The sequence below is a fragment of the Streptomyces sp. NPDC002868 genome, from assembly GCF_055563295.1.
Map to the genome: position 1 here is coordinate 70,313 of NZ_JBVHDR010000017.1, position 17,795 is coordinate 88,107.

18 protein-coding genes are annotated in these 17,795 nt (G+C 70.6%); 9 read left to right on the top strand and 9 right to left on the bottom strand.

What is annotated here, in order from left to right; translation table 11 throughout:
• Positions 1-159: 159 nt before the first annotated feature.
• The 4 genes from ACZ3H8_RS34655 (at position 160) to ACZ3H8_RS34670 (ending at position 4,182) form a co-directional block, all read left to right on the top strand.
• Complete coding sequence (locus ACZ3H8_RS34655) at positions 160-1,536, top strand: glycosyltransferase family 4 protein (RefSeq protein ID WP_467408542.1); 1,377 nt, start codon at positions 160-162, stop codon at positions 1,534-1,536.
• Between the two features lie 205 nt (positions 1,537-1,741).
• Positions 1,742-2,476 carry a class I SAM-dependent methyltransferase gene (locus ACZ3H8_RS34660; RefSeq protein ID WP_467408544.1) on the top strand — a complete coding sequence of 245 codons (735 nt, stop codon included), beginning with the start codon at positions 1,742-1,744 and terminating at the stop codon, positions 2,474-2,476.
• Complete coding sequence (locus ACZ3H8_RS34665; protein WP_467408547.1) at positions 2,473-3,543, top strand: prenyltransferase/squalene oxidase repeat-containing protein; 1,071 nt, start codon at positions 2,473-2,475, stop codon at positions 3,541-3,543. The genes ACZ3H8_RS34660 and ACZ3H8_RS34665 overlap by 4 nt, the downstream gene beginning before the upstream one ends.
• Positions 3,544-3,819: 276 nt before the next feature.
• Positions 3,820-4,182: an SH3 domain-containing protein gene (locus ACZ3H8_RS34670; protein ID WP_467408548.1), complete on the top strand. Its 363-nt coding sequence runs from the start codon at positions 3,820-3,822 to the stop codon at positions 4,180-4,182.
• Positions 4,183-4,548: 366 nt separating this feature from the next.
• On the opposite strand, the gene ACZ3H8_RS34675 is transcribed toward ACZ3H8_RS34670, so the two are convergent.
• From ACZ3H8_RS34675 to ACZ3H8_RS34700, 6 genes are all read right to left on the bottom strand, one after another.
• Complete coding sequence (locus tag ACZ3H8_RS34675; RefSeq protein ID WP_467408551.1) at positions 4,549-4,839, bottom strand: hypothetical protein; 291 nt, start codon at positions 4,837-4,839, stop codon at positions 4,549-4,551.
• A 63-nt stretch (positions 4,840-4,902) separates the two neighbouring features.
• Positions 4,903-5,913 carry an LLM class F420-dependent oxidoreductase gene (locus tag ACZ3H8_RS34680; RefSeq protein WP_467408552.1) on the bottom strand — a complete coding sequence of 337 codons (1,011 nt, stop codon included), beginning with the start codon at positions 5,911-5,913 and terminating at the stop codon, positions 4,903-4,905.
• A 98-nt stretch (positions 5,914-6,011) separates the two neighbouring features.
• Positions 6,012-6,806, bottom strand: a complete 795-nt coding sequence (locus ACZ3H8_RS34685; protein WP_467408554.1) for a hypothetical protein — start codon at positions 6,804-6,806, stop codon at positions 6,012-6,014.
• A gap of 149 nt (positions 6,807-6,955) precedes the next feature.
• On the bottom strand, positions 6,956-7,924 hold the full coding sequence (locus tag ACZ3H8_RS34690; protein WP_467408612.1) for an N-acetylmuramoyl-L-alanine amidase: 969 nt from the start codon (positions 7,922-7,924) through the stop codon (positions 6,956-6,958).
• Between the two features lie 14 nt (positions 7,925-7,938).
• The gene (locus tag ACZ3H8_RS34695) at positions 7,939-8,589 is read right to left on the bottom strand and encodes a class I SAM-dependent methyltransferase (protein ID WP_467408555.1); all 651 of its coding nucleotides are present in this window, start codon (positions 8,587-8,589) and stop codon (positions 7,939-7,941) included.
• Between the two features lie 43 nt (positions 8,590-8,632).
• Positions 8,633-9,052 (bottom strand): ATP-binding protein, encoded by a 420-nt coding sequence (locus ACZ3H8_RS34700; protein ID WP_467408557.1) that lies wholly within the window; start codon positions 9,050-9,052, stop codon positions 8,633-8,635.
• Between the two features lie 85 nt (positions 9,053-9,137).
• Here ACZ3H8_RS34700 and ACZ3H8_RS34705 point away from each other — a divergent pair, with 85 nt between their 5' ends.
• Complete coding sequence (locus ACZ3H8_RS34705; protein ID WP_467408613.1) at positions 9,138-9,986, top strand: helix-turn-helix domain-containing protein; 849 nt, start codon at positions 9,138-9,140, stop codon at positions 9,984-9,986.
• On the top strand, positions 9,946-10,230 hold the full coding sequence (locus ACZ3H8_RS34710; protein ID WP_467408559.1) for a DUF397 domain-containing protein: 285 nt from the start codon (positions 9,946-9,948) through the stop codon (positions 10,228-10,230). Before ACZ3H8_RS34705 ends, ACZ3H8_RS34710 begins: the two co-directional genes overlap by 41 nt.
• A 54-nt stretch (positions 10,231-10,284) precedes the next feature.
• On the opposite strand, the gene ACZ3H8_RS34715 is transcribed toward ACZ3H8_RS34710, so the two are convergent.
• The gene (locus ACZ3H8_RS34715; protein WP_467408562.1) at positions 10,285-10,623 is read right to left on the bottom strand and encodes a hypothetical protein; all 339 of its coding nucleotides are present in this window, start codon (positions 10,621-10,623) and stop codon (positions 10,285-10,287) included.
• 271 nt (positions 10,624-10,894) lie between these two features.
• Here ACZ3H8_RS34715 and ACZ3H8_RS34720 point away from each other — a divergent pair, with 271 nt between their 5' ends.
• The 3 genes from ACZ3H8_RS34720 to ACZ3H8_RS34730 all read left to right on the top strand — a co-directional run bounded on the left by ACZ3H8_RS34720 (position 10,895) and on the right by ACZ3H8_RS34730 (position 15,777).
• Positions 10,895-13,048 (top strand): acyl-CoA dehydrogenase, encoded by a 2,154-nt coding sequence (locus ACZ3H8_RS34720; RefSeq protein WP_467408564.1) that lies wholly within the window; start codon positions 10,895-10,897, stop codon positions 13,046-13,048.
• Between the two features lie 11 nt (positions 13,049-13,059).
• Positions 13,060-14,250 (top strand): lipid-transfer protein, encoded by a 1,191-nt coding sequence (locus ACZ3H8_RS34725; RefSeq protein ID WP_467408566.1) that lies wholly within the window; start codon positions 13,060-13,062, stop codon positions 14,248-14,250.
• Between the two features lie 126 nt (positions 14,251-14,376).
• Positions 14,377-15,777 (top strand): MFS transporter, encoded by a 1,401-nt coding sequence (locus ACZ3H8_RS34730; RefSeq protein WP_467408614.1) that lies wholly within the window; start codon positions 14,377-14,379, stop codon positions 15,775-15,777.
• Positions 15,778-15,881: 104 nt separating this feature from the next.
• Here ACZ3H8_RS34730 and ACZ3H8_RS34735 read toward each other — a convergent pair whose 3' ends face one another.
• Together ACZ3H8_RS34735 and ACZ3H8_RS34740 are read right to left on the bottom strand one after the other, a co-directional pair.
• Complete coding sequence (locus ACZ3H8_RS34735; RefSeq protein ID WP_467408616.1) at positions 15,882-16,514, bottom strand: response regulator; 633 nt, start codon at positions 16,512-16,514, stop codon at positions 15,882-15,884.
• Complete coding sequence (locus ACZ3H8_RS34740) at positions 16,504-17,778, bottom strand: sensor histidine kinase (RefSeq protein ID WP_467408567.1); 1,275 nt, start codon at positions 17,776-17,778, stop codon at positions 16,504-16,506. The genes ACZ3H8_RS34735 and ACZ3H8_RS34740 overlap by 11 nt, the downstream gene beginning before the upstream one ends.
• Between the last annotated feature and the right edge of the window lie 17 nt (positions 17,779-17,795).

The window sequence follows — 17,795 nt, forward strand, 5'->3', positions numbered from 1 at the left end:
AGCGTGCCCCTCGTGGCGCGAATCACCTGATCCGGGCCCTCACAGCCGCGCTACCTGCCGGTAGATTCGAAGCTCCTTGAACGATCAAGTCTGTAACTTGTTCTAGATTAGCGTGAGCGGTTACGCTCCGGCGAAAACGCAGCGAGAAGGGGGCCGTGAGTGACCGCTGAGGCCATAGAGGCCGGCCCTCGTTCGGGCCTGTCCGGGGGGTCGTCCGGGCGCCCGTCCGGCGGTGACGATCCGCTGCGAATCGCGCTCCTCACCTACAAGGGCAACCCCTTCTGCGGCGGCCAGGGCGTCTATGTGCGGCACCTTTCGCGCGAGCTCGCCCGGCTCGGCCACAGCGTCGAGGTGATCGGCGCGCAGCCCTATCCCGTACTGGACGAAGGCGTGCCCCTCACCGAGCTGGGCAGCCTGGATCTTTACCGGAGCCCGGACCCGTTTCGTACGCCGAAGCGCGGTGAGTACCGCGACTGGATCGACGCGGTCGAGGTCGCGACGATGTGGACCGGTGGCTTCCCCGAACCGCTGACCTTCTCGCTGCGCGCCCGGCGTCATCTGGCCGTGCGGCGCGGGCAGTTCGACGTCATCCACGACAACCAGACGCTCGGGTACGGGCTGCTGGCCGACCTCGGTGCGCCGCTGGTCACCACCATCCACCACCCGATCACGGTCGACCGTCAGTTGGAGCTGGACGCCGCGGACGGCTGGCGGCGGCGGGCGTCGGTGCGGCGCTGGTACGGCTTTACCCGGATGCAGAAGCGGGTGGCCCGGCGGCTGCCGTCCGTGCTGACCGTCTCCGGCTCCTCGCAGCAGGAGATCGTGGACCACCTCGGGGTGCGGAGCGATCGCGTCCACGTCGTGCACATCGGGGCCGACACGGACCTGTGGTCGCCGAACCCGGCGGTCGCGGAGGTTCCCGGCCGGATCGTCACCACGTCCAGCGCGGACGTTCCGCTGAAGGGCCTCGTGCACCTGGTCGAGGCGCTGGCGAAGCTCCGTACGGAGAACCCCGCCGCGCATCTCGTCGTCGTCGGCAAGCGCGCGGAGGACGGGCCGGTCGCGCAGCTCATCGCGCGGTACGGGCTCGAGGACGCGGTCGAGTTCGTCAAGGGGATCACGGACGCGGAACTGGTCGACCTGGTACGGAGCGCGCAGATCGCATGTGTGCCGTCGCTGTACGAGGGTTTCTCGCTGCCGGCGGCCGAGGCGATGGCGACGGGGACGCCGCTCGTCGCCACGACCGGGGGTGCGATTCCGGAGGTGGCCGGGCCGGACGGGGAGACGTGCCTGGCGGTGCCGCCGGGTGATGCGGGGGCGCTGGCGGCAGCGCTGGGCCGGTTGCTGGGCGATTCCGAGCTGCGTGTACGGCTGGGGGCGGCGGGCCGGGAGCGGGTGCTGGCCCGGTTCACCTGGCGCCAGGCGGCGATCGGCACGGCGGAGCACTACCGCGAGGCGATCGCGTCCCGGCAGCCTTCGGTCCGCTCCGCGGCCCCGTCCCCCGCCCGCTCCGCGGCCACAGGAGTTGCCCGGTGACGAAGCACGCCCAGGCCGTTCGCGGTGCCGCGGGCCGCGGGGGTGCCCCGGTGACGGGGCAGCCGCAGGCCCCTGTCCGCTCCGCGGGCCCGAATCCCGGCCGCTCCGCGGCCCAACGTACTTCCTGGGCACGGTCCGTCCAGGGTGCTCGCCGCTCCGCGGCCACAGGAACTGGTTCCTCCGACCTCGAAGGCAGGCCGACCTCGTGCTGACCGTCGACTTCTCCCGCTTTCCGCTTGCCGCAGGCGACCGCGTGCTCGACCTCGGGTGCGGCGCCGGGCGGCACGCGTTCGAGTGCTATCGGCGCGGTGCGCAGGTCGTGGCGCTCGACCAGAACGGCGAGGAGATCCGCGAGGTCGCCAAGTGGTTCGCCGCGATGAAGGACGCCGGGGAGGCGCCCGAGGGCGCCACCGCCACCGCCATGGAGGGCGACGCACTCAACCTTCCCTTCCCCGACGAGTCGTTCGACGTCGTGATCATCTCCGAGGTGATGGAGCACATCCCGGACGACAAGGGCGTGCTCGCAGAGATGGTGCGGGTCCTCAAGCCCGGCGGGCGCATCGCCGTCACCGTCCCCCGCTACGGCCCCGAGAAGATCTGCTGGGCGCTCAGCGACGCGTACCACGAGGTCGAAGGCGGCCACATCCGCATCTACAAGGCCGACGAGTTGCTCGGCAGGATGCGGGAGGCCGGGCTCAAGCCGTACGGCACGCACCACGCGCACGCGCTGCACTCGCCCTACTGGTGGCTCAAGTGCGCCTTCGGCGTGGACAACGACAAGGCCCTGCCGGTCAAGGCGTACCACCAGCTGCTGGTCTGGGACATCATGAAGAAGCCACTGGCCACCCGCCTCGCCGAGCAGGCGCTCAACCCGCTGATCGGCAAGAGTTTCGTGGCGTACGCGACCAAGCCGCACCTGCCTGCGGCGGCCGCCAAGTGACCTCTCCGGGCCGTACGGAGCACCTCGTCCTGCCCGGGGTGCTCACCGCGGAGGAAGCCGCCGAGACGGTCGCGGGGGTACTCGCCGCGCAGCGCGAGGACGGCGCGATTCCGTGGTTCCGCGGGCATCACCTCGACCCGTGGGACCACACCGAGGCCGCGATGGCACTGGACGCGGCGGGCGAGCACGACGCCGCGGCCCGTGCGTACGAGTGGCTGGCGCGGCACCAGAACCAGGACGGGTCCTGGTACGCCGCCTATCACGACGGCGACGCGGACCGCCCCACCGACCGCGGCCGCGAGACGAACTTCTGCGCGTACATCGCCGTCGGCGTCTGGCACCACTACCTCGCCACCGGCGACGAGATGTTCCTCGACCGGATGTGGCCGGCCGTGTTCGCCGCAATCGAGTTCGTACTGGAGCTGCAGCAGCCCGGCGGCCAGATCGGCTGGAAGCGGGAGGCGGACGGCACCGCGGTCAACGACGCGCTGCTGACCGGCAGTTCGTCGGTCCACCAGGCGCTGCGCTGCGCGCTGGCGATCGCCGAGGAGCGCGAAGAGCCGCAGCCCGACTGGGAGTTGGCGGCGGGCGCGCTCGCGCACGCCATATGCAGGCACCCCGAGCGCTTCCTCGACAAGAGCCGCTACTCCATGGACTGGTACTACCCGATCCTCGGCGGCGCGCTGACGGGCGTGGATGCCAAGTCGCGTATCGAGCAGAGCTGGGACGATTTCGTGGTCCCCGGCCTCGGGGTGCGGTGCGTGCTGCCCAACCCCTGGGTGACCGGCGGTGAGAGCTGCGAACTGGCCCTGGCCCTGTGGGTGATGGGCGAGTCCGACCGGGCGCTGGAGATCCTCCAGTCCGTCCAGCATCTGCGTGCCGAAGGCGGCATGTACTGGACGGGGTACGTCTTCGAGGGAAACCGGGCCATGTGGCCGGAGGAACTCACCACCTGGACGGCGGGATCGCTGCTGCTGGCGGTGGCGGCACTGGGCGGGGACGAGGCGACGACGGCGGTCTTCGGCGGGGAGCGGCTGCCGGTGGGCTTGGCACCGGACTGCTGCTGATGGTCCGCCTGCGGCGGGGCTGTTCCCCTACCCGCCCCTTCCCGGGGCAAGGCTGACCTGGCTACGGTGTTGAGGCTGCGGGAAGGAAAGGTTCTTCTCTGTCATGGCCTGCCGCAGAGCACGTCGATGACCAGCGAGGATGTGCTGATCCCCTCTACTCAGGACGGCATACTTCCTACCGCATCCCAGGACCTGCGGCTCATGACGCAGTTCTTACTACCACCCCATATGGCGTGGGCTTACGGGGTGCTTCGATGATACGATCATGGCATGTTCATGAATAGGAAAAGTTCCCTACTGTCATCAGCCGTCGTCCTGGGGCTGATCACCCCGTTGCTCGGCCTTGCGGCGGCCTCGCCTGCCTCCGCAGAGGCCCTCTGTGGGGTGTCCCCGGGAGACAAGGACGGTAGTTCGTGGGAGTTCACGGGCAATGGGGCTAACCAGCGCACGGGCTCCTCGACCCTCTGCGCCATCACGGGAGGCGTCCACGCATGGGAACGCCTGGACTACCACTGCTGGACGCGCCAGAACTCGACCTACACCTGGACCTACGTGCGGGACGACCACTCCAACACCGAGGGGTGGGTCCGTGACGACCTCCTCAGCGACAACGGGAGCACGGTGTGGTGCGGCTGGTAGACACCCGGCGTGGCTCCTGATGATCTCCCAAGATCGCCCACGCCAGGCCAGCGACCGGCTCTTCGCCCGGCCCGGTTAACGAATGTCTACCGACATCCGCATCCCGGTCGCGAACACGAGGGGCGGACGTGTCGACAGCCCGCGGCGGAAAACGGGGTGGTAGTAAGAACTGCGTCATGCCGCAGGTCCCGGGATGCGGTAGGAAGTATGCCCCAGACCCCCGTATGCGCTTCGCGCGTGTCCTCAAACGCCGGAGGGGCTGAACATTCAGCCCCTCCGGCGTTTGAGCAGCGAGGTACGGGGCGGAGCCCCGGTTACGGGCAGGGGCGGGGCGGGGAACAAGCCCCGCGCAGCGGCCGCCCCCCACTACCTCCGCAACCGCCCCGCCACCGCGTGCCCCACAAACAAGTACACGACCGCCGCCAGCCCATACCCGGCCACCACCCTCGCCCACGCCTCGTCGAACGTGAACAGGTCGTAGGACCAGCCGGCCAGCCAGCGCGCCGCGTCCTGGATGAAGCTCACCAGGTCGTTGGCACGGTTGGCGTCCAGTAGGTACATCAGGATCCAGAGGCCGAGGATGACGGCCATGACATCGGCCACGATCGTGATGACCTTCGCGGCCTGCAGCGTTCCGTTCCGATGACTAAGGCTCATGCGCATCGGGTTGCCGCTTGTGAGCGTGTGAAACCTGGACGTTCGCCGAGCCCCGGAATTCAGTTACGAGTTGAGCTCGGCCAGCACCCGCAGCGTATGCGGGTCCGGCGCGGTCACCAGCAGGTCCGTGACCGGGCCCTTGCGCCACAGTTCAAGCCGTTCCGCGATCCGGCCGCGCGGTCCGACGAGTGAGATCTCGTCGGCGAAGGCGTCGGGGACCGCGAGGACGGCCTCCTCGCGGCGGCCGTCGGCGAACAGTTGCTGGATGTGCCCGGCCTCGGACGCATACCCCATGCGCGCCATCAGGTCGGCGTGGAAGTTACGGGCCGCGTGGCCCATGCCGCCGATGTAGAAGCCGAGCATCGCCTTGACCGGGAGCAGCCCCTCGGCGACGTCGTCGCAGACCTTGGCGCGGGCCATTGGCGCGATCAGGAAGCCGTCGGGCAGCTCGGTGAGGGAGGCCTCGTACACGTCCGTGCGCAGTGGCGACCAGTACAACGGGAGCCAGCCGTCGGCGATGCGCGTCGTCTGGGAGATGTTCTTCGGCCCTTCGGCGCCCAGCAGGACGGGTAATGAGGCACGCAGCGGATGCGTGATGGGCTTGAGCGGCTTGCCGAGACCGCTGCCGTCCTCACCGGTGTACGGATGGGAGTGGAAGCGGCCCGCCAGCTCAACAGGGGCCTCGCGCCTGAGGACTTGGCGGATCACGTCGACGTACTCGCGGGTCGCCGTCAGCGGGCTCTTCGGGAAGGGGCGGCCGTACCAGCCCTCCACCACCTGCGGCCCCGACAGGCCAAGCCCGAGCATCATCCGGCCGCCGGAGAGATGGTCCAGGGTGAGCGCGTGCATCGCGGTGGCGGTGGGCGTGCGGGCGGCCATCTGGGCCACCGCTGTGCCGAGCCGGATACGGGAGGTGTGCGCCGCGATCCAGGTGAGGGGGGTGAAGGCGTCGGAACCCCAGGCCTCGGCGGTCCACACCGAGTCGTAGCCGAGCCGCTCGGCCTCCCGGGCGAGCTCCAGATGGCCGGGGTCGGGGCCGCGGCCCCAGTAGCCGAGAGCAAGGCCGAGTCGCATACCGGGTCCCCTCCAGCCGTATGTTTCTGACGGGGCGTCAGGGTACGGCAGCGGCCCCCCGCCCGGAAGGGCGGGGGGCCGCTGAACGACCGTGTGCGTCAGCCGCGCTGGATACCCGTGGCGTCCTGCAGGACGCCACGGCGGCCGTCCTGCGTCTGGGCGATGAGGCCCGGACCGCGCTGCTCGACCGCGAGGTACCAGGTGCCCGGCGCGAGTTCGGCGATCGGGGTCGGCGAACCGTCCTCGCCGTACAGCGGACGGGCCACCGGAACCGCGAACCAGAACGGCGTGAAGTCGGCGGCGCCGCCGGCCTGCTGTGGCGCGGCCGGGGCCTGCTGCTGACCCGGCTGCGGCTGGGCGCCGTACGGCTGGGGCTGACCCGGCTGCGCGCCGTAGGGCTGCTGCTGGGCGCCCGGGTAGCCGTAGCCGCCGGGGGCGCCGGGCTGGGCGCCGTACGGGTTCGCGGCCTGCTTCGGGGCGCCGACGAGCGGGGCCTGAAGGACTGGGACGAGCGGGGTGGCGAACGCACCCGCGACCATCAGCAGGGCCGCGATCAGGCCGAGGATGAGCGCGCTGCCCGCGTTTTCCGCCTCGAACATCCACATGAGGATGACCCAGGCCGAAGCGGCGGTGAGGGTGACGCCGAGCTGTCCGAGGTCCAGGCCCGCGATCTTGCGAGGCTGGGGCAGCCCCCGGTTGACCACGATCAGCGCTGCGCCGACCACGCCGGGGAAGTAGCTGCCCCACCCCATCGGCGAGAACTCCCAGGTGTTCGGGACAGCGTCGCAGAGGGAGCCGGAGCAGTCGCTCGTGTTGAGGAACGAGGCGATGAACAGCAGGACCGCTGCTCCGATCACCACGCCGTCACCTCGGGTCAGGGAGCGGATGTTCACGTAAAAGTCCTTCGTCGGTCGTCTCATCGGGGCGGTCGTCGCTGCCGCCGGTGTGGCGGTGTGCACGGCGCGGAGCTCGGGGGTGACTCCCCATCGTAGAGGTGAATCTATCGTCTGCCCGATCCGGCCGTCTGCCGGGTATCGCACTGTTACCTCTGGAGGTAACTGCCGATCCCGTCCGCGATTCCCTGCGCCGCTTTCTGCCGCCAGCTCGAACTCTTCAGCAGGGCGGCGTCTTTCGGGTCACGCATATTGCCGCATTCGATGAACACCTTGGGCACGGTGGACAGATTCAGGCCGCCGAGATCCTCGCGTACGTCCAACCCGGTGCCGCCGCCGACGTAGTTGGAGGGGGCGCTGCCGGTTGCGCGCACGAACTTTCCGGCGATCCGCTCGCCGAGGTCGCGGGACGGGGCGACGATCTTCGCGGTGTCCGCCGCACCGCCCTTGACCAGGGCGGGAAGGATGACGTGGAAGCCGCGGTTGCCGACGCCCGAGCCGTCCGCGTGGACGGAGACGACGGCGTCAGCCCCGGCCTTGTTGCCGATGCGCGCCCGTTCGTCCACGCAAGGACCGAACGGGCGATCGTTGGTGTGGGTGAATTTGACCGTCGCACCCTGCTTCTCGAGCAGTGTGCGAAGACGTTGTGAAACATCGAAGGTGAATGCGGCTTCGGTGTAGCCGTCGTTGGTGGCCGTGCCCGTCGTGTCGCATTCCTTGCGATTGGTTCCGATATCCACGAGTTCATTGATTTCGCTCGTGTGCCGGAAATTTCCGGGATTGTGTCCCGGGTCGACGACCACGACCTTGCCGGCCAGCGGCCCCGACGCGCTCCCCTTCGAGGAGGGCGAGGGTGAGGGAGCGGACGAGGCGGCGGGGGAGGAGGCGGGCGGCGAAGGCGATGGGGCAGGTCCCGGCTTGCCCGCGGTGGTCTGCCGACTCGGCGTCGGCAGCACCTTCGGAGGCTCGTTGTCCTCCGGGCCGCCAATCGCCTTCCAGACCAGCCACCCCGCCAGGGCGGTCGGCACCAGCGCGGCGATCGCGATGGTCAGATTGCCGCGGCCGATGCGGCGCGAACGGGTGGAGGGCTGGTTCTCGTCGTACGACACCCTCGCGATGCTAGCGGGACGGCTCAGATCCCCGGCCCTGTACGCCGCAGGACGCGCAGCGAGTCGGTCGCCGAGAACTCGGAGAACGCGCCGGACGCGAGTGCCCGGAGGTAGACGCGGTACGGGGCCTGGCCGGTCCACTCGTCGACCGGGTCGGGGAAGACGTCGTGGATGACCAGCAGGCCGCCGTCGGCGACGTGCGGCGCCCAGCCCTCGTAGTCCCCGCCCGCGTGCTCATCGGTGTGGCCGCCGTCTATGAAGACCAGGCCGAGCGGTGTGCCCCAGACCCGCGCCACCTGCGGGGAACGGCCGACGACCGCGATGACGTGCTGCTCCAGACCGGCCTTGTGCAGGGTCCGGCGGAAGGTGGGCAGCGTGTCCATGCAGCCGATCTCGGGGTCCACGGTCTCCGGGTCGTGGTAGTCCCAGCCCGGCTGCTGCTCCTCGCTGCCCCGGTGGTGGTCGACCGTGACGGCCGTCGTGCCCGCCTCGCGGGCGGCGTCGGCGAGCAGGATGGTCGAGCGCCCGCAGTACGTGCCGACCTCGAGCAGCGGCAGGCCAAGACCGCCCGCCTCGGTGGCGGCGGCGTACAGGGCGAGCCCTTCCCGTACCGGCATGAAGCCCTTGGCGGCCTCGAAGGCGGCGAGGGTCTCCGGCTTGGGCGCGGCGGCCATGGTTCCTCCTGGTCGTACGGGGTGTCCGGCCGCCCATCGTGCCTCACGCGTCGCACTCGAACCACATCGTCTTGCCTCCTGGGAGTGGCAGCGTGCCCCAGCGGTCGGTCACGGCCTCGACAAGGAGCAGCCCCCGCCCGCCCTCGTCGAGCTCGTCGCCTCTGCACTCGGGGCGCACCGGGCGGGGGCAGTGCGGGTGCTCGTCGGAGACCTCGACCCGCAGTCCGTCCGGCCGTCGCAGGATGAGCAGCGTGCAGCGCCTGCCCGGCACATGCTGTACGACATTGGCGACCAGCTCGGTCAGGGCCAGCTCGGCGGCGTCGGTCAGCGTGGCCATCTCCCAGCGGGTCAGGAACGTCCGCAGGATGCGCCGCAGATGCCGGGCCGAGTGCTCACCGAGGGTGAAGCCTGTGCGGTAGCTGTCGCTAATTGCCGCTGGTGAGCAGTCAGTTACGTGATTCATGTCACCAGCGTGCGGTGGTGTGGTTACGCTCGGCTACGAACGGAAACGAACGCCGCGAGGCGTGAGCTTGGGGGTGACCGCCCGCGTGGTCAATATCCGCGACCTCGATCCCAGCGCATCGCCGCTGGACTACTACGGCTCCGAACTGCGCCGCCTGAGAGAGGACGCCGGGCTGAAGCAGGGCGAGCTCGGCGGCTGTGTCTTCTGTACGGCGTCGCTGATCGGCCAGATCGAGACGGCGAGGAAGGTGCCGACGAGGGACTTCTCGGAACGGGTGGATGCGGCGCTGGGGACGGGAGGGGTGTTCTCGCGGCTGGTGGGGCTGGTGCTGCGGAGTCAGTTGCCGAGCTGGTTCCAGGCGTATGCGGAGATGGAGGCGAAGGCGGCGTACATCTCTACGTTTCAGGCGCAGTTGGTGTACGGGCTGTTGCAGACCCCCGACTACGCGCGTGCGGTGCTCCAGGCGGGCTGGTCGGACAGGCTCGATGAGGCGGTGGCCGCGAGGATGGAGCGCCAGCGCATCTTGAACCGGGAGCGCCCGCCGCTGGTATGGGTGGTGCTGGAGGAGGCGGTGCTGCACCGGCCCTTCGGTAGTCGCGACATCATGCGGAATCAACTCCTCCATTTGTTGGGCTTCCGGGATCGACGTGAGGTCCGCATTCAGGTGCTTCCCTTCGATGCCGGTCAACACCCGGCGACGGTCGGGTCGTTCAATGTTCTGAGGTTCGACGGAGACCCGGATATCGTCTACGCCGAGAGCTACGGCTCGGCCCATGTGACCGCCAACCCGGAGACGGTCAGGGACTGTGCGCACCGTTACGATCATCTGCAGGCCGCAGCCCTCTCTGTGGAGGACTCGGCGGCACTGATCGCCCGCGTACGGGAGGAACGTTATGGGGACCAACCAGAACCTGACCGGCGCGCCGTGGCGTAAGTCCAGCTATAGCGGAGGCACTGGCGGCGACTGCATCGAGTGCGCCCCGCTCGGCGCCGCCGCCTGGCGCAAGTCCTCGTACAGCGGCAACACCGGAGGCGACTGCATCGAGGTCGCCGCCCAGCCTTGCCGTATCGCCGTCCGCGACTCCAAGAACCCCGACGGCCCCGCCTTCGCCGTCACCCCCGCCGCCTTCGCGGCCTTCGTCACGGCCGCCGCCGAGGGCGGCATCTCAGGGGCCTGATCCGGCGTCGCACTGTGCGGAGGGCGTGCTGGGCACGCCCTCCGCAGTGCTGAGTCAGTCCCTCTTCTTCTCCTGGCAGACGACGTACGCCGTCAGGGTGGAGTCGGGGTCAAGATGCGTCGCCGAAACGGACCAGCCGGTCGCGCTTGTTCCCTCGGCTGCGGGGGCGCCGCCGGCGTCAATGGGGATGGAGTCCGTGAGGAAGGCAGTAGTGGCGTCGGTGCCGTCGGTGAGGCCACCGCCGCCGAGCGCGGTCGCGCCGGTGGGGCACTGGACCCATGCGGTCACATTTTCGTTCGTAACCAGGTCGACGGGGTCGCCGACGTAGACCGTCGCCTGTACCTTTCCGCCGGATCCGTCCGTGTCGTCGGTCGCGTGGGCTGTGGACGCCATGCCGGTTGCGAGCATCATCGGGACGCTTGCCAGAGCGAGAACTATGGAGCGCTTCAACTCCAGACCTCCTGTTAGGGGCGATCCGCAATCTGTGGCGGACCGATCACTTGGTTTGTAACGCTAAGGGGGCATATGTCCCGTTGCCATTGCTCGGGCCTGAACGGGTGAGGGAGGGGGCCGGCCCCGCGGCGACCACCCTGCGCGGGCCGGCTCCAAGAACCCGTGTATCTGACCTACCATCAGATTGAAACATGTTCTAGTCTGCCTGGCCATGGGCCTCGGAATCACGCAGGAGCAGCGGGAGTTGGCCCGGTCCGTGCGCGGCTGGCTGGCGCGTGCCGTGCCGCCCGAGGCTGTACGAAAACTGCTCGACGCGACCGGCGCAGGGGCCGCAGGGCGGCCCGGCTACTGGGACGGCGCGGCCGAGCAGGGGCTGCTCGGGGTGCAGCTGGCCGAGCGGGAGGGCGGCGGGGGCGGCACAGTCCTCGACCTCGCCGTCGTCCTGGAGGAGACGGGGCGGGCGGCGCTGCCGGGGCCGTACCTGTCCAGCGTGCTCGCCTGCGCCGTACTGGCCCGCGCGGGCAGAGCCGATCTGGCGGGGGCCCTCGCGTCGGGGGAGCACATCGCGGCCGTCGCGCTCGGTCCGGGGACGCTCACCGCCCACCGGACTCCGGACGGCTACCGGCTTGACGGCACCGCGCCGCCCGTGCTCGGCGGCGGGCAGGCCGATCTGTTCGTACTCGACACCGGGACCGCCTGGCTCGCGGTGGACGCGGACCAGCTCACCGTCCGCGTACACGAGAGCGCCGACCCGATCCGGCCCACCGCCGAGGTCACCGCGCACGGCGTGACCGTGCCGCGTGACCGCGTGCTGGACATCGACACCGGTCTCGTACGGGACCTCGCCTGCGTGCTGTACGCGGCCGAAGCGTGCGGTACCGCCGCCTGGGCGCTGCACACGGCAGCCGAATACGCGAAGGTGCGCGAGCAGTTCGGGCGGCCCATCGGGCAGTTCCAGGCGGTCAAGCATCTGTGCGCCGACATGCTGGTGCGCGTCGAGCAGGCCCACGCGCTGACGTGGGACGCGGCACGGGCGGTCGACGAGACCGAAGAGGTGCGCGGACTCGCGGCCGCGCTGGCGGCGAGTGTCGCGCTGGACGCCGCTTACTCCTGCGCCAAGGACTGCATCCAGGTGCTCGGCGGGATCGGCTTCACCTGGGAGCACGACGCGCATCTGTATCTGCGCCGGGCCCTGGTCGCGCGGCAGCTGCTGGGGCCCGGCGACAGCCACCGGCTGCGGGCGGTCCGGCTCGCGGCGGGCGGGGCACGGCGCGAGCTGCGGCTGGAGCTGCCGGCGGAGGCGGAGAGGTACCGGACGTCGGCCCGGACGGCCGTCGAGGGGGTCCGGGGTCTCGACCCGGCCGCCGCCCGCCGTGCCCTCGCCCCCACCGGGTACGCCGCCCCGCACCTCCCGAAGCCGTACGGCCTGGACGCCGGAGCAGTCCAACAGCTCGTCGTACAGGAGGAGTTACTGGCCACCGCTGTGAAGGTGAGCGACCTCGGGATCGCGACCTGGGTGGTGCCTTCGCTCATCGCATACGGGACCCCGGCCCAGCAGGAACGCTTCCTGCTGCCGACCCTGCGCGGCGAGGTGCTGTGGTGCCAGCTCTTCTCCGAACCCGGCGCCGGATCGGACCTGGCGAGCCTGAGCACGAAGGCCGAGCGGACCGAGGACGGCTGGCGGATCACCGGGCAGAAGGTGTGGACGAGCGCCGCGCTCCAGGCCGACTACGGGATCCTGCTCGCCCGCACCGACCCCGGCGCGCCCAAGCACAAAGGGCTCACCTACTTCGTCGTCGACATGAAGCGGACGGACGGCATCGACGTCCGGCCGCTCAAGGAGATCACCGGGGAATCCCTCTTCAACGAGGTGTACTTCGACGGGGCGCTGCTCCCGCACGACGCCGTGGTCGGGCAGGTCGACGACGGCTGGAAGGTCGCCCGCAACACCCTCGGCAACGAACGCGTCCATATGGCCGATCAGTTGACCTTCGACACGGGTCTCGAAGCGCTGCTCGCGCGGGCGTCCGGTCTGGACGGCGCGTACCGCGTGCGCATCGGGGCGCTGGCCGCCGAGGCGCACGCCCTCGCCTGCATCGGTCTGCGGACCACCATGCAGCAGGTGTCCGGACTCGAACCGGGCGCGGGCGCCTCCGTGCGCAAGCTCGTCCAGACCGCCCACCAGCAGAAGATCGCGGAGCTCGCCCTCGAACTGCTCGGTCCCGAGGGCGCGTTGAACGAAGGCGCGGGGGAGCGAGCCGTGCACGGCTTTCTCATGTCGCGCTGCCTGACCATCGCGGGCGGCACCACGCAGGTACAGCTCAATGTCGTCGCCGAGCGCATCCTCGGCCTGCCCAGGGACTGAGAGGGAAGACCATGAAGGCGTACATCGTCGGGGTCGGGACGACGAAGTTCGAGAAGCCCGAGTCGAGGGACTGGCAGTACTGGGACATGGCGAAGGAGGCGGGGACGCAGGCGCTTGCCGACGCGGGGATCTCGTACGATCTCGTCGAGCAGGTGCCCGTCGGGTACTGCTTCCAGGCCTCGACGGCGGGCCAGCGGGCCGCGTACGAACTCGGTCTGACCGGCGTGCCCGTCTACAACGTCAACAACAACTGCGCGACCGGGTCGACGGCGCTGATGATGGCGCGCCAGTTCGTCGAGGGCGGCATCAGCGACTGCGTACTGGCGCTCGGCTTCGAGAAGATGACGCGCGGGGCCCTGGGGGCGGGTGCGGACGGCGGGGACTTCGCCACGTCACCCGTCGCGCGTCATTACGGGGTCATGGCGGCCGCGCACGGCTTCGAGATGACACCCCCCACCGCCCAGATCTTCGGCAACGCCGCCCGCGAGCACATGGAGCGGTACGGCACCACCGAGGCGCAGCTCGCCGCCGTCGGCGCCAAGAACCACAAGCACTCGGCGAACAACCCCAACGCCCAGTTCCAGGACGTCTACTCGGTCGACGAGATCCTCGCCGCGAAGACGATCCACCGGCCGCTCACCAAGCTCCAGTGCTCGCCCACCTCCGACGGGTCGGCCGCCGCGGTCGTCGTCTCCGAGCGGTTCGTCGTCCAGCACGGGCTGCACGACAAGGCCGTGGAGATCGCGGCCCAGGCGATGACCACCGACACCGAGGAGTCCTTCGCCGCCGGCTCCTGCATCGACGTCGTGGGCAAGCCGATGTCGCGGGCGGCCGGTCGGCAGGTCTTCGAGGACTCGGGGCTCGGCATCGAGGACGTCGACGTCATCGAGCTGCACGACTGCTTCTCCGTCAACGAGCTCCTCACCTACGAGGCGCTGGGCATGTGCGCGGACGGCGAGTCCGGGAAGCTGGTGGAGAGCGGGGCGACGACATACGGCGGCTGGTGGGTGGTCAACCCCTCGGGCGGCCTGATCTCCAAGGGGCATCCGCTGGGCGCGACCGGGCTGGCCCAGGCCGCCGAGTTGGTGTGGCAGTTGAGGGGGGAGGCGGGCGTGAGGCAGGTGGCGGGCGCGCGGGTGGGGCTGGCGCACAACATCGGGCTCGGCGGGGCGGCGGTCGTCACGCTGCTGCGAAGGTCCTAGGTCCGCGGGGCCGTGGCCCGTACATCGATATCCGGATGTATGGGCCGCACGGCGGCTGAGACCATGACGGTCATGGTTCACGCCCCGGACGCCGAAGGCACCGCAGAGCCCGCCGCACAGACAGCGATGTCCACCCGCGCCTCTCGCCCGATGCGTACCTGGGCGGTGATCCTCGCCGCGTGCGCCGGCCAGTTCCTCGTCGTCCTCGACGTGTCCGTCGTCAATGTCGCGCTGCCCTCGATGCGCGCCGATCTCGGGCTCTCCACCACGGGGCTGCAGTGGGTCCTCAACGCGTACTCCATCGCCTTCGCCGGGTTCATGCTGCTCGGCGGGCGGGCCGCGGACATCTTCGGCCGCAAGCTCATGTTCCTCACCGGGCTCGGGCTGTTCACCGCCGCGTCCGTCGCGGGCGGGCTCGCTCAGGAGGGCTGGCAGCTGGTCGCGGCGCGGGCCGTGCAGGGCCTGGGCGCGGCGGTGCTCGCGCCGGCGACGCTGACCATCGTGACGGCGGCCGTGCCGCCGGGCCCGGCCCGTACCAGGGCGATCGGCACCTGGACGGCGGTGGGCGCGGCGGGCGGCGCGGCCGGCGGACTCGTCGGCGGCGTCCTCACCGACCTGCTGTCCTGGCGCTGGGTGCTGCTGATCAACGTGCCGGTCGGTGCGCTGGTCCTGATCGGCGCGGCGATCTGGCTCACCGAGAGCCGGGCCGGGGACGGCCGCCGGCTCGACCTGCCGGGCGCGGTGCTGGTCACGGGCGGCCTCGCGGCGGTCGCGTACGGCATCGTGCAGACCGAGGAGTCGGGCTGGACCGCGCCCGGCACGCTGCTGCCGCTGCTCGGCGGGCTCGCGGTGCTGGCGCTCTTCGTGGCAGTGGAGGCGCGGACAAGCGCGCCGCTGATGCCGCTGAAGGTGTTCCGCTCGCGTGCGGTGTCCGCGGCGAACGTGGCCATGTTCGTGTGCGGTTCGGCGACGTTCGCCATGTGGTTCTTCATGACGGTGTACGCGCAGAACGTGCTGGGCTACACGCCGTTGGAGGCGGGCCTGGCGCTCATCCCCAGCTCGGTCAGTGTCATCGTCGGCTCGAAGCTCGCGCCCCGCCTGATGGTGCGGGCCGGCGCCAGGAATGTCGCGGCCATCGGCGCCCTGGTCGCCGCGACCGGCTTTGGCTGGCAGTCCACAATGACCGCGGAAGGCACCTACCTCATCACGATCCTCGGCCCCGGCATCCTCATGATGGCCGGCGCCGGACTGGCCACGACCCCGCTTGCCTCGCTCGCCATCTCGGGCGCGGCACCGGGCGACGCGGGGCTGGTCTCGGGACTGATCAACACCTCCCGCACGATGGGCGGTGCGCTGGGCCTGGCCACCCTCTCCACGGTCGCGGCGGCCCGCACGGCGGGCGGCACCGACCCCCAGGCACTTACGGCCGGATACGCGCTGGCGTTCCGCACGGGGACGGGGCTGCTGCTGGTGGCGGCGGTGCTGATGCTGTTCTGGCTGCCGCGGAGGGTGGAGCCGTGCGATTGAGGCGCGGGGGCCGGGGCGGAACCCCGATTCGGGATGGGGGTACCTCCCACGGCCGCCAGGCCGTAGGGGGAGGGCGGGGTGGGGAACAAGCCCGCCGCGGGCGCCTACAGCCAGCCCTGCTGACGCGCCGCCCGCACCGCCTCCATGCGGTTGCGCGTGCCCGTCTTGCCGATCGCCGACGACAGATAGTTCCGTACCGTCGACTCGGACAGATGCAGCGCCGCCGCGATGTCGGAGACCGTCGCACCGTCCACCGACGCGTTCAGCACATCCCGCTCGCGAGCGGTGAGCGGGCTCGGCCCGGCGCTCAGTGCAGCGGCGGCGAGCACCGGATCGATCACGGTCTCGCCCGTCAGCACCCGCCGGATCGCCGAGGCCAGCTCCTCCACCGGCCCGTCCTTGACCAGAAACCCCGCGGCCCCGGCCTCCATCGCCCGGCGCAGATAGCCCGGCCGGCCGAAGGTGGTGAGGATCAGCACCCGGCAGTCGGGCACCTCGTCCCGCAGATCGGCGGCCGCGTCGAGCCCGCTGCGGCCGGGAAGTTCGATGTCCAGCAGGGCCACATCGGGCCGTGAGGTGAGCGCCGCATCGACGATCGCGTCACCCCTGCCGACCTGGGCGACCACCTCGATGTCCGCCTCAAGGCCGAGCAGCAGCGCGAGCGCGCCGCGCATCATGCCCTGGTCCTCGGCGAGAAGGACACGTACGGACTTGGCGGGCCGGTGGTCACGGGGCATCTCTTCCACGGCGCAAGGGTATGGCGGACCGATCGCCCAGACACTGCTCAGCCGGGCGCACCGGCTGCGCGTCCCGCACCGCGTCCACCGGGAGTTCCGCGCTCAGCCGGAAGCCGCCCCGGGGCGACGGGCCCGCCACCAGTGAGCCGCCGGCCGCCGAGAGGCGCTCGCGGAGACCTTTCAGCCCGCTGCCGGGCGTACCCGAGCCAACGCCCCGGCCGTCATCCGTGATCGCCAGATGGACCCGTTCGGGGGTTCCGGTGACCTCGATCTCGCAGCGCGACGCCTTGGAGTGGCGTACGACATTGGTGACGGACTCGCGGACCACCCAGCTCAGCAGCGTCTCGGACGGGGGCTCCAGCGGCGGCCCCGACTGCCGAACGACCGGCTGGATGCCGACCGTCGCGAGGATGTCGCGGGCCCGGTCGAGCTCCGTGGCCAGGCTGCCATCGCGGTAGCCGGTCACCGCCTCCCGGATCTCGGTGAGGGCCTGGCGGCCGACCGACTCGATGTCGGTGATCTGGACGATCGCGGCGTCCATGTCCCGTGGGGCCAGCCGGCGGGCGGCCTCCGACTTGACCACGATGACCGAGAGGGTGTGGCCGAGCAGATCGTGCAGGTCGCGGGAGAAGCGCAGCCGCTCCTTCTCCACCGCCGTACGGGCGAGCTCCTCGCGTGTCGCGCGCAGTTCCCTGACGGTCTCGGAAAGAGCGAGGATCGCGGCGGTCACCATGCAGGAGATGAACGTGCCGTACGCGACACCGACGGCACCCCAGCCGTCCCGCAGCCCGGCGATGACGCCGGCCAGGGCGCTCAGGCCGAGCCCGACCGGGCCGAGCGGCTTCCCCCGTACGACAGATCCGGTGGCCAGGCCGAGCAGCGGGAAGAAGAGCAGCCAACTGCCGCCGTAGCCGATCGCCAGACCGCAGGTGATCGCGGTCATCGCGACCAGCAGCCAGATCGTGGCGGGCGCTTCCCGCTTCTCCTTCACGAAGGCGCGGAAAACCACGCTGATGTAGAGGGAGTTGAAGGCCAGCAGGCCGATGCCACCGACCCACGGGTTCGGGGTCTTGCCCTGCACCAGGTTGGCGAAGGCGCCCATGCCCATCAGCAGCCACGGCAGCAGGGCGTAGCCGGGCGGGCCCACGCCTTCCGGCGGCCGTGCGGTCTTCTTCAGTTTCAGCACCGCTCCGCTCCATGGCTCACCGGTCCTCGCGGACCGACGGTACGAGACCTGTGCTGCCGGCGTCTGCGTCTGCGTCATGCGGATCACGCTACGGA

Bases quoted from the DNA above. Each gene is read 5' to 3' on its own strand.
- ACZ3H8_RS34670 (WP_467408548.1), top strand. From the start codon at position 3,820: ATGAATAGGAAAAGTTCCCTACTGTCATCAGCCGTCGTCCTGGGGCTG.
- ACZ3H8_RS34675 (WP_467408551.1), bottom strand. From the start codon at position 4,839: ATGAGCCTTAGTCATCGGAACGGAACGCTGCAGGCCGCGAAGGTCATC.
- ACZ3H8_RS34680 (WP_467408552.1), bottom strand. From the start codon at position 5,913: ATGCGACTCGGCCTTGCTCTCGGCTACTGGGGCCGCGGCCCCGACCCC.
- ACZ3H8_RS34695 (WP_467408555.1), bottom strand. From the start codon at position 8,589: ATGGCCGCCGCGCCCAAGCCGGAGACCCTCGCCGCCTTCGAGGCCGCC.
- ACZ3H8_RS34700 (WP_467408557.1), bottom strand. From the start codon at position 9,052: ATGAATCACGTAACTGACTGCTCACCAGCGGCAATTAGCGACAGCTAC.
- ACZ3H8_RS34710 (WP_467408559.1), top strand. From the start codon at position 9,946: ATGGGGACCAACCAGAACCTGACCGGCGCGCCGTGGCGTAAGTCCAGC.
- ACZ3H8_RS34715 (WP_467408562.1), bottom strand. From the start codon at position 10,623: ATGGCGTCCACAGCCCACGCGACCGACGACACGGACGGATCCGGCGGA.
- ACZ3H8_RS34720 (WP_467408564.1), top strand. From the start codon at position 10,895: ATGGGCCTCGGAATCACGCAGGAGCAGCGGGAGTTGGCCCGGTCCGTG.
- ACZ3H8_RS34725 (WP_467408566.1), top strand. From the start codon at position 13,060: ATGAAGGCGTACATCGTCGGGGTCGGGACGACGAAGTTCGAGAAGCCC.
- ACZ3H8_RS34730 (WP_467408614.1), top strand. From the start codon at position 14,377: ATGTCCACCCGCGCCTCTCGCCCGATGCGTACCTGGGCGGTGATCCTC.
- ACZ3H8_RS34735 (WP_467408616.1), bottom strand. From the start codon at position 16,514: ATGCCCCGTGACCACCGGCCCGCCAAGTCCGTACGTGTCCTTCTCGCC.
- ACZ3H8_RS34740 (WP_467408567.1), bottom strand. From the start codon at position 17,778: ATGACGCAGACGCAGACGCCGGCAGCACAGGTCTCGTACCGTCGGTCC.